Genomic DNA, 14,744 nt, shown 5'->3' with positions numbered 1-14,744 from the left:
ACAGACAAATTTTTACAATATATAAAAACCTAAATATGGGACTTATTTGGGTATTTTTAGTCTATGAGGCTAACATAAAAAAAGCGCATTTGCGCTTTTTTGTGAATTAATGCACATGAACTAATAGGATTAATAATGCCATCAAGAATCCAACTACAAATAAGAATGTTGTTGTATGTCATTTAACATGCGAGATTTCTTGATCTATAAATTCTGGTATTAATTCTAGAATTGCTGTAAATACTAATATAGAACCAGATGTAACTAATATTAATGGCATTAATCAAATAACATCTTGAATAGCCTCGCCTAAATAAGCTCCTATAAACATCATTGGTAATAGAATTAATTGAATTAGTAATGTGAATCCCATTGCTTTTCATTTGTTTGTTCCCATTTCTATTTGTCTATAGTATATAGTTAACATCTCTGGTATTGTATGTATGATGAATGCAACTATAGCTGCAATTGTCATACCACTCACTTCGTGATCGTTCAGTCCTTGAATCATTAAACCTAATGAAATTCCAGCGGGTATCTTATGTGCCATAAGCAACATAATAACGGTTACTTTTGATTTCGCTGATTGAGCTTCTTTTAAGTTAAAAATGTGATCTCCGTGGTTATGGTCACTGTGATTATTATGAACCTCTCCACTTTTTTTGGTAAAAATATGTCTTGCCAACATAGAACCACCCATACCAATCAATACACCTCCAATAGCGATTCCAGCTAAAATACTTATGATTTCTCAATCTCCGTAATGTTTAGTTAAATGATTGTGGTGACCATGTGTATGTCCCTCTAAAGTTTCTCTAAGTGATGTTAATGGTTGAGCAATTAATCCATAAAGTCCTAAGACTAAAATAAAACCTGCAGAAAATGAATAAAGATAAATATTTGATTTTCTTTTAATTCTTGGTTTTACAATTGGAAGAATTAATCCCAACAGCAATGGAATCGCTAATACAATTCCAGTAAATAACAATACTTGTAGAGAAAGATTTCAACTTGTAATGTTTTTCATATTTCCTCTTTCTATATGGGTAATCATATCATATTAATATTTTTAAGCAAAAATTAAGGTGTGCACTTATTAAAAAAAGTACCATCATTAGATGATGATACGTCTAGTTTGAAGAATATCCAACTCTTTTAATTCAAAGAATTTTATTGTTCCCACAGGGAATCACAACACAAAATAACATTCACTATAATATTTTGAATAAAACCCTGGTGCAACATCGATGAATAATTTCAAAACCTTCCCATGTCTATCGGTTAATACAACATCATAATTCTGTTGGAATAATATAGTTTGAAATGCTTTTTTTCTTCTTATTAAATATCCAGTTTCATATTGAGGAGTTGTGAACTTTCTTAAGGTTCTAACAGTTTCATATGCGGAAGAATTGTTTATGACATTTCACTTAGTCAAATGAACACCATTTAAAATTAATCTACAATCGTTTTTGTAATTCCTTTTCTTGGCTTTTCTAGTGAAAATATGTCTAATATTTGCGATATCTTTTAAAATCATAATAAGTTTATTATATAATAGATACACTTAATAGAATAACTAATAGAAAAGGAGATAAAATGGCAGGACACAGTAAATGAGCAAATATTAAACATAGGAAAGCAGCACAAGATTCAGCGAGGTCAAAAATTTTCGCTAAATTCTCTAAAGAAATTATGGTTGCAGCTGCAGCGGGTGGAGGAGATATTAATACAAATGCCCCACTTAAATTAGCAGTTCAAAAAGCTAAGGCAAAATCAATGCCAGCTAAAAACATTCAAAAAGCTATTGATAAAGCAACAGGTGTTGGAGCTGAGGGAGCAGTATATAAAGAAAGTGTATATGAAGGGTACTTACCAGGAGGAATCTCAATAATGGTTATGTGTTTATCAGATAATCATAATAGAGTTTCTGCGTCAGTTAAATCACTATTCAATAAGAGTGGAGGATCTTTAGGTAAAAACGGATCAGTATCATTCTTATTTGATAGAAAAGGAGTACTTGAGTTACCTCTTTCAGTTGGAGATGAGGATACAGTTATGATGATTGCTCTTGAAGCTGGTGCATCAGACTTCGAAGCTGGAGAAGAATCATACTTCATTACTACAGAACCAACTGATTTCGCTAAAGTTAAGGAAAACCTTGAAAAAGAATTTGAAGGTGTTGAATTCAAAACAGCGGAAGTTACATATGAAGCTAATACACAAGTTAAAGTAGATGCTGATAAAGCGCAAAAAATTCTTGATGCAGTTGACAAATTCGAAGATGATGATGACATACAAGAAGTGTTCCACAACTTAGATCCAGAATCATTTGAATAAATAATTAAAACAACAACTCAGGTTGTTTTTTTTATTTCCTTTAAATAAACTACATATTAGTATATGAAAATAAAACTATTGATAAGCACCCTATTTTCAATTTTTATAGGCGTTGGAGGGTACTTGATGATTCATGGTACCAAAGCAAACAATGACACAACCAAAAAAGAAATGCTGAAAGTGACTGTTTTAGGAGCGGTTCGGTTTCATGGTCCTTTTGATGTTCGGTTTGGGATTTCAATTAGAGAAATATTGGTTAAAGCGGAACTACTCTATGGAGCTAACTTAAAAGATGTTGAATTTGACAAACATTTATACAAAGAACAAACTTTATTAATTCCATTTAAGGAAGGCTTCGAAAAGAAAATAAAGTTGAAAGACATAAACTTAGCTGATTTAATGAGGGTGGGAATTAGAAGAAAAACTTCCTTGGCGATAATGACTTTTATAAGGAAACAAAGAGGGGGTAAAGTAACATGAAGTGACTTAGACTCAATACGTGGTGTTGGTACAACTACCTTAAACCTTCTAAAAAAGATTTTAGATTTAAGTTAAGAATACCCATTGCTTTTTTATTGAGTTTGCTGTTGTACGGATTAATTTCAAACGGAATAAATATACCGTTGCTTTTTGTTGTCATTGTATTAGTTGCTTTTTTGGCATATTACCCAAAACTACTACTAATAACAATCGCTTTAGTCTTTTTATATTTCTTATCAAAGCAATTATTAGACGTTAAATATATCGACAGATACATAGATGGCAAATACACAGTAATTTCTAAAATAAAAATGGGTGCAATAATAAAAGTTGAGGGTCAAAAAATTTTAGTAAAAACAACCGAAAACATAAACCCTGGTGATGTATTGTCTTTGAAGGGACATATAATAGGAATTAAGAATACAAACAACTTTGATATGGTTACATACCTTAAAACTAAACAAATAATGTCTCAAATATACCCTAAAACTCTATCGATAATAGCTATTGAACACAATTTTTTCAATGATACGCATGAGTATGTAAACTCAGGAACTAAAATTTGGAAAAGTATTGCACCATTATTGCTATTAGGGGAACGCACAAAAGAAACAAAACATCTTTTTGAATTAACTAAGAGCTTGTCGATAGTGCATCTATTTGTTATCTCAGGATTCCATATAGGAATAATTTATAAAGTGATTGAATTAACCCTTAAGAAACTACACATTCATTATTTTGAGTTATTTTCATTACTCCCATTGATTCTTTATGTGTTTTTATTGAATTGAACCATTCCAGCAATAAGAGCTTTATTATTTATTATGTTACTGACTTTTAAAAAAAAGAATTTCTAAATTAAAGCACAGCTCTAACTTAGATGTCTTAGGTGTTGTTGGTGTATTATTGATGCTTTGAAATCCGTATGTTAATATGTCAATATCTTTTCAATTAACCTTCCTTGCCTCAACTACGATTATTTATTTAAATTCAATAGCTTTCGCCAGCAAGTTTGCCAAGTATTTCTTCATTAATGTAAGCGCCTTTTTAGTGACATTACCAATAATTATTTCTATAAATGGATGGATTTCTATTTGAGGTGTTCTTTATTCAATGGCGCTAACTCCTTTAATATCAGTGATCTACATTATCACTTTAATTCTTTTGCCGATTAAGTGGTTGCTTGATTATCCATACGAACTCCTTATATTTGTATTGAAAATATTTGGCAAAACGGTAATAAAAATAAAAAGTCAAACTTTTTCACCTACATTAACTTATAACTACTATATAATTTTTGTACTATGTATTTTATTTATGGAGAAGAGAGTTTCCTTATCAATAATGAGGAAAAGCGCATTATCGCAAAATTCGGTATAGAACCCGTTATTTTTGATGAAACCTCAGCATTATCTGAAATATTGATGGAATTAACTACTATTCCTATGTTTGAAGATGTTAAAGTGGTTGTAATGAGGGATATACCAGCATTCTCAAAAGAAGCTGAGGCGAAAAAGTTAGTTGAGATGTTAAAAAACGTTGATAAAACAACAAAAGTTATTTTTGTAAGTAATAATGCAAAACCTAAAGCAACAAACACACTTATAAAATATTTAATGTCCAATGCGACAACAAACAAATTTGATAGATTAAAAAATGCTAGAGTTTATGAAACAATTAGGTTAATAGTTGAATCAAAGGGTGGAACTATTACAAATAAAGCTGCCATTGCATTTGCAAACAAAGTACCAAATGACTTAAGAATAATAAACAACGAAATAGATAAATTATTATTAGGTTCAAAAGATGTAACTATTGAAGTTATTGATAAATCAATTTCAACATATGTTTCAGAAGATTATTTTGCGTTAGCGAATGCAATAATAGAAAAAGACGCTTATGCAATAGCGTCAGCATACAAAGATAGATTATTTGCAGGAGATGATCCATTATTATTAATTGGACAAATAGCTTCTACATTATTATTAGCTAACAAAGTTAACAATTATAAACAAACAGGTATGACAACAAGAGAAATATCTGACGTTACAAGAATTCATATATTCAGAATTAAGAAAGCTAATGAATTACTTATGAAAACTAACCCAGTAGTTCTTAAAGAATTAATTAATGATTTAGCAAAACTAGATATCGACATTAAGACTGGTGTTATAGATTCAAAAGTAGGTTTAGACAAATTTATATTAAACTTCATGAAATAAGCATTAAGCTTATTTTTTTAATTGGTAAAAATGGATAAAAAAAATAACTCAGCCGAAGTTATTTTTTATTTAATTGTTATTGTTAATTGGTAATGTTAAATGTTATAACTATTTATTCTTGTTAAAGAATGCATCAAGTCTTGAAGACTTTCTTGCACCGTTGTTCTTGTGGAATACTCCTTTAGAAACAGCAGTGTTGATTTCTTTATGTGCTTTTGACACTAATTCTTGAGCGTTAGCTTCTTTTGCAACGATTGCAGCTTTAGCGTTTTTGATTGCTGTTCTAACTCTTGATTTGATAGCAGCGTTTCTTACTCTAGCTTTTTCGTTTGTTTTAATACGTGTCATTTTTGATTTGATATTTGCCATTTAAAACTCCTTTGTGAAAACATTATAGCAAAAATAAAGTATAATTTAGTAAAAATTAAGGAGTAATATGACAAGACTATATATAGGGATGGTTTTTGGGTCATTGGTAATACTAGCGATTGTAGGAATTTTAGCATACTTTTGATACAAAAATAGAACCTTAAAAAGATTAACAAAAAAACTCGGGCAATCAGCTGAAACTATAATAAATGGCGATATTGCAACTTGAGCAAAACACACTCGTAATAAATTCATTAAAGCTAATTTATATGCTTACAACTCAAATATGGTATTTGAAGTTGATGGTATTCTTATTACAAATAAAGGAATTATAGTTGTAGAGATCAAATCTATAAAAGGTGAAATCCATGGAGATGCAGCATCACCACAATGAATTAAACAAATGGGTCAAAAGCAACACCCAACTGGGAATCCAATAATTCAAAATGACAAACATATTAATCACATTATGAATATGATGCAAATAAAAGTACCTATTGTTTCTTTAATTGTTTATTCTAATAGAGCAGAATCAATTAAAATAACAAATACACCTGCTCACGTTGTTTTAATAAGACATTCTGAGTTATTTAATTCACTTGATAAAATAAATTCAGTGCTAGATACGAAATTATCGGATCAACAAGTAAAAAAACTATATAATAAGATTAAATCTTTTAGGACACATAATCCTAAGGATGTAAATTTACATAAAACCATAACAGGTCAGAAAGGAAGATAATATGACATTAAATGAAGGAAGTATCATAGTAGCTTCAGAATCAAGCTTAAAATCTATTGATACAAAAGAACGTAAACGTAAAATAAAAAGATTAAGAAATATATATGCTTTTGTAATCTTTTTCATAGTTGCAATTTCAATTTCAACACTTGCATTCAAAATCGAGGTACAAGAACACTATAAAGCATGATTTACATTTGTAGAATTAATAGTATTCGTAGTATTGATTGTAGATTATGGATTAAGATGATTTACAGCTCCGGCGAGGTTTATAAGTAAAACAAAATCATTATTATTATTCCCATTCACAATGATTTCTATAATGTTGATTATTTCGATGTTACCATCGTTATACATCATCGGAAATTACTTAAGTGATGGACCAACAAAAAACTTTTTCGTTGGATTACAAACATTTAAATTTATGAGAATATTAAGAATTGTTATGCTGGCAAACTTATTCCCACCATTAGCAATTTTCAAAAGAGTTATATCTAAGAACAAATGAATACTTTACAATGTATTCTTTATAGTTATTATTACAATAGTTGTATTTGCATTAGTTATGTACAATGTTGAACAAACTGCGGATGATGCACAAATAACATCATTCAAAGATGCACTATACTTCTCAACAATTACACTAACAACAATTGGATTTGGTGATATCGCACCTAAATCAGATGTGGGTAAAGCAATCGTAATGATAATGTCTATTATTGGTATTGGTATTCTTGCAATCCCATCAGGTGTTATTGCTGGAGGATTCCTTTCAGAAGCTGAAGTTATGAGAAATGAAAAAGCTCAAATGGAAGATAAACGTAAAAAATCAAAACTTACAAAGTTAAAAGTAACTAAGAAAGCAGATAGAGGTTAATTAAACCTCTTTTTCTTTCGCCTTTTTTGCTTTGATAAGTCATTAACTATAAAAATTAAAAACAAGCCTCAGTCGGCTTGTTTTATTTAAAATAAAAACTCCTAAGAGTAATTATTTAATATCTTTAATAATATCTTGGATTCTTTCGTCTGCAAGATAATCATCTAACTTACCTCTAAAGAATATTGAACCTTTAGAACCAAGTGTAAGAATAGTATTAGCAACTTTGTTTGTGAAAGCTTTGTTGTAAGTTGTAAAGATACATGAAGATTGATATTTATCAAGACCTTCAATAACTGAATCGATTGATTCTGTATCTAAGTGATCTAATGGTTGATCTAATATTAAAGCGTTTGAGTCTCTTAACATTATAGCTGCCATCATTAATCTAACTTTTTCTCCACCTGAACAAGCTTTAACTTTTTTAAATACTGAATCAGCTGGGAATAACATTCTTCCTAAGAATCCTCTAAGTTTAGGTTCATCATCTTCTTTATCTCATTGACCTAATCATTTAAGAATTGTAAGATCATTATCAAATAAATGAGTATTGTCTTTAGGGAAATAATCGGTTGTTATAGTAACCCCTCATTTGAATGTACCTGAAGTAGGTTCTAAATCACCTGATAAAATATCACATAATTTTGATTTTGCAATATCGTCATCTCCAAGGATAACCATCTTTTCACCAGGAAGTATTTTGAATGTAAGATTCTCGAATAAAGTTTCTCCTTCTGGTGTTATATAAGTTAAATCATCAACAGAAAGAATTTCTTTACCAGGTTCTCTTAAAAGATCGAATCTAATGTAAGGGTACTTTCTATTTGAAGGTTTAATATCTTCAAGTGTAATTTTCTCTAATGTCTTTTTACGTGAAGTAGCTTGAGAAGATTTAGAAGCATTGGCTGAGAATTTATCAACGAATGCTTGTAATTTTTTCATTTGATCTTCTTTTTTAGCGTTTTGAGCTTTCTTAAGTTCAGCGGCTAATTCTGATGATTGTTTTCAGAATGTGTAGTTACCTGTAAACATGTTTGCTTCTCCAAAGTCAATATCAACTGTGTGAGTACATACGTTATCTAAGAAATCAGTATCGTGAGATACGGCGATAACTGTATTTTCATATTTACTTAAGAAATCTTCTAATCATGAAATGGCTTGCATATCAAGGTGGTTAGTAGGTTCATCAAGAATTAGAATATCTGGGTTACCAAATAGCGCTCTCGCTAAAAGAACCTTAACTTTTTCTCCTGATTTTAATTCAGCTAACGGTTTTGTTCATTTTTCTTGAGGAATTCCAAGAGATGAAAGTAATTTTTGTGCATCTGATTCAGATTCATAACCACCCATCATTGCAAATTCACCTTCAAGATGTGAAGCTCTTTCTCCATCTTTTTCATCAAAGTCTGGCTTCATATATAAAGCATCTTTTTCTTCCATAACTGCGAACATTTCTTTATGTCCTGAGATTACAACTGATGTTGCGTCTAGTTCATTATATTTAAAGTGATCTTGTTCCAATGTTGAAATTCTTTTACCTTGATCAACTGAAACTTTACCTGAAGTTGACTCCATAGCCCCTGCAAGTATTTTTAGGAAAGTTGATTTACCGACACCATTGGCACCTATAACACCATATGTGTTACCTTCTGTAAATCTTAAACTTACTCCTTGGAATAGCTTTTTATCACTAAAAGCCATACCTAAATCATGTGTTTCTATCATTTTTGCCTCCTAATTTTCATACTAATTATAATAGAGTTTTTAAAAACTCAAAAAAATAATCTATAATTTAGCATATGAGTAAAAATATAGCAGCGCAACTACTAAAACAATCGTTAGATCAAATCATGTCAGAGAGGTTTGGAAGGTATTCAAAATATATCATCCAGGATAGAGCCTTACCCGACGCAAGGGATGGATTAAAACCAGTTCAAAGAAGGATTTTATATGCCATGAATGAACTTGGTTTAACTCACAACAAACCTTACAAAAAATCAGCTAGGGTTGTTGGTGAAGTTATTGGTAAATACCACCCACACGGTGACACTTCGATTTATGATGCATTAGTACGTATGACACAAGATTGAAAAATGAATATGCCTTTAGTTTCTATGCACGGTAATAATGGTTCAATAGATGACGATCCTGCCGCAGCTATGAGATATACTGAAGCTAGATTAGAAAAACTAACAGATTTACTATTAAAAGGTATTAAGCAAAAAACAGTTCCATTTGCTCCTAACTTTGATGATTCAGAATCTGAACCAACTGTATTACCAGCTGGATTCCCCAATTTATTAATTAACGGTGCAAAAGGTATTGCAGCTGGTTATGCAACTGAGATGCCGCCTCATAACTTAGGTGAAGTTATTGATGCAGTTATCGCTACAATAAAATCACCAAATATCAGACTTGATACTTTAATGAATTTTGTAAAAGGTCCTGACTTCCCTACTGGAGGTATCGTTCAAGGTATAGATGGAATATATTCTGCTTTCGAAAGAGGTAAGGGTAGAGTTATTATTCGTTCTAAAGTTGAAGTAACTGAATCTAAAACAAAACCAACAATTACAATTTCAGAAATACCATATGGTGTTATCAAATCAAAACTTGTAAGAGATATAGATGAAATTAGATTTAATAAATCAATACATGGAATTAAAGAGGTTAGAGATGAAACTGACAGAAGAGGAACTTCAATTTATATTGAATTAATGCCAGGTACATCACCAAAATTAGTCTTAAATTACCTATACGCTAAAACAGACTTACAAATTTATTACAATTACAACAATATTGCTATAAAAGATAGAGCTCCTAAATTACTTTCTTTAAGAGAACTAATAGAAGCATTCCTTGTTCATCACAAAGAAGTGCAAAAAAGACAAATTAAATTTGAATTAGCTAAAGATGAACTTAGACATGAAATCGTTTCAGGTTTAGTTAAAGTTACAGCAATGGTTGATGAAGTTATTAGAGTTATACGTCAAGCATCTGGTTCAAAAGCCGGAGTTATAAAAGCTCTTATGGAAAACTTTGAATTCACTCAAGTTCAAGCCAGTGCAATAGCGGAATTAAGACTTTATAGACTTTCTTCAACTGATCAATTTGTTTATTTACAAGAAAAAGAAGAACTTGAAGCTAGAATAAAACGTTATCAAGAGTTATTAGGGGTTGATGAAGAATTTGATAAACACCTAATAGATTTCTTTAGACAAGTTAAAAAGGATTTCGCAATACCAAGACGTACAACTATCGAAAGAGAAATCGAAAAAATTGAAATTAACGTTGCCGACTTAATCAAACATGAAGATGTTTATGTTGGTATTTCAAGAAAAGGTTACATTAAATCATTCTCTAATAGAGTATTTGAATCAAATAAACTTGAACACTATGGACTTAAAGATGGTGATTCGTTAGTCTTCATGGATAAAATAAATACTGCTCAAAAATTATTAGTATTTACTGATGCAGGACAATTCATATTTATTCCAGGTCACAAAATTTCGGAAGAGAAATTCAAATCAGCAGGTAAACACATTAATGATTACGCTGCTATTGATCCTGATCACAACATCGTTTCAGTTATCTCTGTTGCTGATTTTGACTTAAAAGGTTATGTTACATTAGTTACAAGAAAAGGTAAAGCTAAACGTATTCAATTAAAAGATTTTGAAGTATCTAGATATTCAAAACCATTAATGGCAATGAAATTAGGTCAAGGAGATAAATTAATTGGTGCTAGAGTTTCAGGTGGAGATAAAAAAGTTGTTATTGTTACTTCATCAGGTAAAGCAACTCTATATGATGAAACAACAATTTCAGTACAAGGTACTAAATCAGGTGGGGTTATCGGAATATCATTAGATGATAATCAAGTAACTGCATTTACCCTTGTTAATCCAGAAGATACAATTGGTCTACTTTCAAGTAGAGGTGGGGTTAAACGTATGAGGATTTCTTCAATAGCTCCTTCATCAAGAACAACAAAAGGACGTAACTTGTTCAGAGTTGTTAAATCTAAACCACATATTATTTACGATATGAACGTTGTGGACACTACAACAAAAGCCAACTTTATGAAAATGGATGGTATTTTAGAAGTTGTAGAACTTAAAGCAGCTGATATAACTGATACAGAAGCAGGGTTAAGTTCACTAGGACCAGAAAACATCTTAGCAGCTAAACTTATGGTTTCTCAAATAATTGATAAAGACTCAGAATTAATAAAAACAAATAACATTTCAGAAACAGAACAGTTCGATGAAGCTGAAAAAGCAATTGAATCAGTTTCTCAAATGTCAATAGAAGACATACTAGGCGATATTTAATATATTGTCTTTTTTATATATAATTTAAGTATGAAAACATTATTTATAACAACAACAATGACAAAGAACACACCTAAAGGTTCAATTTCCCTTAAGGCGTTAGAAACATATAAAGAACTTTACGAAATTAAATACCCAGAACATGAAACTATTTGAATGGACTTAAATGATCAAGATGATTTAAGTGTAGCAATGACATCAGAGAACTTTGATACATTTTTCGAAGATTCAGACAAGTATATAAACTTACTAAAATCAGTTGATAAGTTAGTTATATCAGTACCTATGACTAATTTCTCATATACTGCACAAATGAAGAACTTATTTGACAAAATATGTGTTGCCGGAAAAACATTTAAATATAAATATGATGGAAAAGGTGAGTCAGAAGGTTTATTAACTAATCTTGAAGTTCAAATCATAGCAGTCCAAGGTGCTCCTGAAGGTTGATATGCATTTTCTAACTTCATACCAGCAATGGAGGGAACTTGAAACTTCCTTGGTGCAACTGTATTACCAACTATACAAATTGATGGAGTTAAAACTTCCGAAAAAATAAATTTATCAGTAGAAGAAAATATTGAACTAGTGATGGATAAAATAAAAGAAAGAGTATAGCTCTTTTTTTACTATAATTTTTATATGAAAAAAAATAAACGTGGCTTAGTTGCCAACTACTTTAAACCATCAATGTATGTTAGGTCTTTTAAAGATGTTAATATCAACTCATTAAAAGAACAAGGGATAAAATTATTCTTATGCGATTTAGACAATACATTGGTTCCTCATTACACTCGTTTACCTAATAAAGAAGTTTTAAGATTTATTAAAACTGTAGAATCTTACGGAATTGAATTTGTTATTGTTTCAAATAACACTAAAAAGAGAGTTGATATGTTCTGTGAAAGGGCAAATATCAAACAATGAAAAGGGAATGCTAAAAAGCCCCTTAAATCGTCAATTTCAGATATTATGAAGAATGCTGATGTCGAACCTAGACAAACAATCTTTATGGGAGATATGATTATTACGGATATATTGATTGCTAACCGTATGAAAATGGAATCGATACTAGTGCAACCTCTAGTTTCAACGGATTATAAAATGTCCCCTTTGCATAAATTTTTAGAAAACGTTGTCTACAAAAGACTAGAAAAGAAGAATATTCTTAAGCGTGGTAAATATTCTTTAGGTCATTTAAAAACTTCCTTTGAGCTTTTATAGCTCTTTTTCTTATATAATAGATTTAAATATGAAAATAGGAATATTCGGCGGATCATTTAATCCAGCCCACAAAGGACACATAAACGTTGCAAAATTTGCAATGTCAGAGCTAAGTTTAGATAAGTTATATTTCGTGCCTGCATACCAGTCACCGTTTAAATCAAAAGTGAAGTATCTTGATGCTGAAGATAGAATCAATATGTTGAACCTGGTTAAACCAGAGAATACAGAAGTATCTTTATTCGAGATAAATAGAAAAGGAACTTCTTACACAATAGAAACTATTAAACATTTTAGGAAACAATTCCCTAATGATGAATTAGTATTACTTATTGGAAGTGATAATCTTTATAAATTACACAAATGAAAAGATATAGATATCATTGCAAAAGAAGCAACTATCGCAATCTTCCAAAGAGAAGATGTTTTCTCAAAAATAAACATTAAAAAATATAACGCAACTCTACTTAAAAACGAAAGATGAACTCATTCATCATCAAATGCCCGTTCAGGAGACTTTACCGGACTTGATGAAAAAGTAATTGAGTATATCGGAGATAATAAATTACTTCTATTAGAAATTGGTAGGGCTAATTTAACTGTGCGTAGACACAAACACTGTATTGCAGCCGGTTCAATGGCAGCTGATTTAGCAAAAGCTAACGGAGTAAGCGCGAAGCAAGCTTGAGTTGCTGCTTTAATGCACGACATCACAAAAGAATGAAGTAATGAAAAACATAAGGAATTCTTGTTAGAACGTGGTTATGACCCTACAGGAACACCTGAATTAATTTGACACCAATGAACTGGTGCTTTATGACTTAAAGATGTTTACAAAGTTAATGATGATGAAATTGTTAATGCGGTATTTAAACATTCGAATGCTGATGCAATGCCTTTCGAAGACTTGACAACATTAGATAAAATAGTTTATGTTGCTGATAAGTTATGTGATGGTAGAAGATATCCAGGTATTCAAGAACATAGAAAATTAGCTATGGAAGATCTTGATGCTGGATTTAAAGCTGCAGCTGAATTTGCTACAGCTGAGATAACAAAAAAATACGGAAGTGTAAATCACTTCACTCTAAAGAAAGTCGGTAAATAATGATTGGTTTAATAATTGCAGATAAACACGAATTGAATAAAATTCGTTGAAATGAAAAAGAAGAGGTTACAAAAAATGGATTTGATTTCATTGTTTATGACGTTAATGGACAAGATGTAGTTGTTTCTCACTCTGGTATAGGTGTTGTAAAAGCTGCGGCTTGTATTCAAGAAATGATTTCTTCATTCGGTGTAACAAAAGTTTATAACTATGGAGCTGTTGGAGCAGATTCAACACTAGAAGTATTCGATTTAGTTGTTCCTAAGAAGATATACTTCCATGATGTTATTACTCCTTGATACCCAAGAGGTCAAGTGCCTGGAGATGTTCAATTCTATATAAATAATTTAAGAATACCTGGTACTAAAAACAACCCAATAGCTTCTGGTATGAAATTTATTTCATCAGAAGAAGATGTTAAAGAAATTCAAAAAGATCTTATTGTAAGTATCTTTGATATGGAAACAGCTGGTATGGCTCAAATTGCATATAACAATAACGTTGAACTATACGTATTAAAATGTGTATCAGATATCATCGGTAAAGATTCTTCAAGATTAGGTGATATTAATTACAGAATAACTGAAGCTGGTAAAATTGCATTCCAAAAAACAATGGAATTAATTGATGAAGCAACAAAAAACGCTTAATTAGCGTTTTTTTTATTTATTCAGTTTTCTTGTAATTGAAATAATGCATAAATCAAATAACTAGTTTTAATGGAAATAAACCAATTAAAGAAGTTGCAAATAATATTCAAATTGAATAGGTGTTGTATATGCTTTTTTTGTGTAATCAAATAATAATGATGAATCAAATTAAATCCGCTATTAAAAATCCCTCTACTATTCAGAAAATTAATGATAGAGACTTGTTATCTATCGAATCCTTGTGAGCAATGCTATACAGTAAAAAGAAAGTATTGATCATAAGGAATATAAGAACAAATACCATTGCTAAATAAGAGAAACCACTAGCACTCATTCTTTTTTTATTTTCTTGCATACTACCTCCAATTTATTTATAAATATTTTACATTAATTTTAAA

General features: G+C 30.4%; 16 protein-coding genes. 11 read left to right on the top strand and 5 right to left on the bottom strand.

Features of this window, described 5'->3' with window-relative positions; all coding sequences use genetic code 4:
• Nucleotides 1–106 precede the first annotated feature (106 nt).
• Both ACOMC1_RS03540 and ACOMC1_RS03535 read right to left on the bottom strand, forming a co-directional pair.
• Nucleotides 107–1,027, bottom strand: coding sequence for a ZIP family metal transporter (locus ACOMC1_RS03540; protein WP_420331267.1), 921 nt, complete (start codon nucleotides 1,025–1,027; stop codon nucleotides 107–109).
• A gap of 87 nt (nucleotides 1,028–1,114) precedes the next feature.
• Complete coding sequence (locus ACOMC1_RS03535) at nucleotides 1,115–1,540, bottom strand: hypothetical protein (RefSeq protein ID WP_420331266.1); 426 nt, start codon at nucleotides 1,538–1,540, stop codon at nucleotides 1,115–1,117.
• 59 nt (nucleotides 1,541–1,599) lie between these two features.
• On the opposite strand from ACOMC1_RS03535, the gene ACOMC1_RS03530 reads away from it, so the two are divergent.
• The 4 genes from ACOMC1_RS03530 (at nucleotide 1,600) to holA (ending at nucleotide 5,042) form a co-directional block, all read left to right on the top strand.
• Nucleotides 1,600–2,340, top strand: coding sequence for a YebC/PmpR family DNA-binding transcriptional regulator (locus tag ACOMC1_RS03530; protein WP_420331265.1), 741 nt, complete (start codon nucleotides 1,600–1,602; stop codon nucleotides 2,338–2,340).
• A gap of 63 nt (nucleotides 2,341–2,403) precedes the next feature.
• A complete protein-coding gene (locus ACOMC1_RS03525; RefSeq protein ID WP_420331264.1) occupies nucleotides 2,404–2,895 on the top strand; it encodes an MAG0490 family ComEA-like DNA-binding protein in 492 nt (163 codons plus the stop codon).
• 32 nt (nucleotides 2,896–2,927) lie between these two features.
• Entirely contained in the window at nucleotides 2,928–3,677 is a 750-nt protein-coding gene (locus ACOMC1_RS03520) for a ComEC/Rec2 family competence protein (RefSeq protein WP_420331263.1), read from the top strand.
• Between the two features lie 447 nt (nucleotides 3,678–4,124).
• Nucleotides 4,125–5,042 (top strand): DNA polymerase III subunit delta, encoded by a 918-nt coding sequence (gene holA, locus ACOMC1_RS03515; protein WP_420331262.1) that lies wholly within the window; start codon nucleotides 4,125–4,127, stop codon nucleotides 5,040–5,042.
• A 108-nt stretch (nucleotides 5,043–5,150) separates the two neighbouring features.
• Here holA and rpsT read toward each other — a convergent pair whose 3' ends face one another.
• A complete protein-coding gene (gene rpsT / locus ACOMC1_RS03510; protein ID WP_420331261.1) occupies nucleotides 5,151–5,411 on the bottom strand; it encodes a 30S ribosomal protein S20 in 261 nt (86 codons plus the stop codon).
• Nucleotides 5,412–5,478: 67 nt separating this feature from the next.
• Here rpsT and ACOMC1_RS03505 point away from each other — a divergent pair, with 67 nt between their 5' ends.
• Together ACOMC1_RS03505 and ACOMC1_RS03500 are read left to right on the top strand one after the other, a co-directional pair.
• Nucleotides 5,479–6,153 (top strand): nuclease-related domain-containing protein, encoded by a 675-nt coding sequence (locus ACOMC1_RS03505; RefSeq protein WP_420331260.1) that lies wholly within the window; start codon nucleotides 5,479–5,481, stop codon nucleotides 6,151–6,153.
• Between the two features lies 1 nt (nucleotide 6,154).
• Entirely contained in the window at nucleotides 6,155–7,030 is an 876-nt protein-coding gene (locus tag ACOMC1_RS03500; protein WP_420331259.1) for an ion transporter, read from the top strand.
• A gap of 111 nt (nucleotides 7,031–7,141) precedes the next feature.
• Here the strand turns inward: ACOMC1_RS03500 and ACOMC1_RS03495 are convergent, their stop codons facing one another.
• A complete protein-coding gene (locus tag ACOMC1_RS03495) occupies nucleotides 7,142–8,755 on the bottom strand; it encodes an ABC-F family ATP-binding cassette domain-containing protein (protein WP_420331258.1) in 1,614 nt (537 codons plus the stop codon).
• Nucleotides 8,756–8,829: 74 nt separating this feature from the next.
• On the opposite strand from ACOMC1_RS03495, the gene parC reads away from it, so the two are divergent.
• Genes parC through ACOMC1_RS03470 form a run of 5 tightly spaced genes read left to right on the top strand, consistent with a single transcriptional unit; the run spans nucleotide 8,830 to nucleotide 14,346 of the window.
• The gene (parC, locus tag ACOMC1_RS03490) at nucleotides 8,830–11,364 is read left to right on the top strand and encodes a DNA topoisomerase IV subunit A (protein ID WP_420331257.1); all 2,535 of its coding nucleotides are present in this window, start codon (nucleotides 8,830–8,832) and stop codon (nucleotides 11,362–11,364) included.
• A gap of 30 nt (nucleotides 11,365–11,394) precedes the next feature.
• Entirely contained in the window at nucleotides 11,395–11,982 is a 588-nt protein-coding gene (locus ACOMC1_RS03485) for an FMN-dependent NADH-azoreductase (protein ID WP_420331256.1), read from the top strand.
• A gap of 24 nt (nucleotides 11,983–12,006) precedes the next feature.
• On the top strand, nucleotides 12,007–12,588 hold the full coding sequence (locus tag ACOMC1_RS03480; RefSeq protein ID WP_420331255.1) for a YqeG family HAD IIIA-type phosphatase: 582 nt from the start codon (nucleotides 12,007–12,009) through the stop codon (nucleotides 12,586–12,588).
• Between the two features lie 28 nt (nucleotides 12,589–12,616).
• Complete coding sequence (locus tag ACOMC1_RS03475; RefSeq protein ID WP_420331254.1) at nucleotides 12,617–13,696, top strand: nicotinate-nucleotide adenylyltransferase; 1,080 nt, start codon at nucleotides 12,617–12,619, stop codon at nucleotides 13,694–13,696.
• Nucleotides 13,696–14,346: a hypothetical protein gene (locus tag ACOMC1_RS03470; protein ID WP_420331253.1), complete on the top strand. Its 651-nt coding sequence runs from the start codon at nucleotides 13,696–13,698 to the stop codon at nucleotides 14,344–14,346. The genes ACOMC1_RS03475 and ACOMC1_RS03470 overlap by 1 nt, the downstream gene beginning before the upstream one ends.
• Nucleotides 14,347–14,362: 16 nt before the next feature.
• Here ACOMC1_RS03470 and ACOMC1_RS03465 read toward each other — a convergent pair whose 3' ends face one another.
• Nucleotides 14,363–14,701, bottom strand: a complete 339-nt coding sequence (locus ACOMC1_RS03465) for a hypothetical protein (protein WP_420331252.1) — start codon at nucleotides 14,699–14,701, stop codon at nucleotides 14,363–14,365.
• Between the last annotated feature and the right edge of the window lie 43 nt (nucleotides 14,702–14,744).

The sequence above is a fragment of the Mycoplasma todarodis genome, assembly GCF_965212735.1.
GTDB lineage: Bacteria > Bacillota_I > Bacilli_A > Mycoplasmatales > Metamycoplasmataceae > Mycoplasma_K > Mycoplasma_K todarodis_A.
This window is presented reverse-complemented; position numbering and strand designations above follow the sequence as displayed.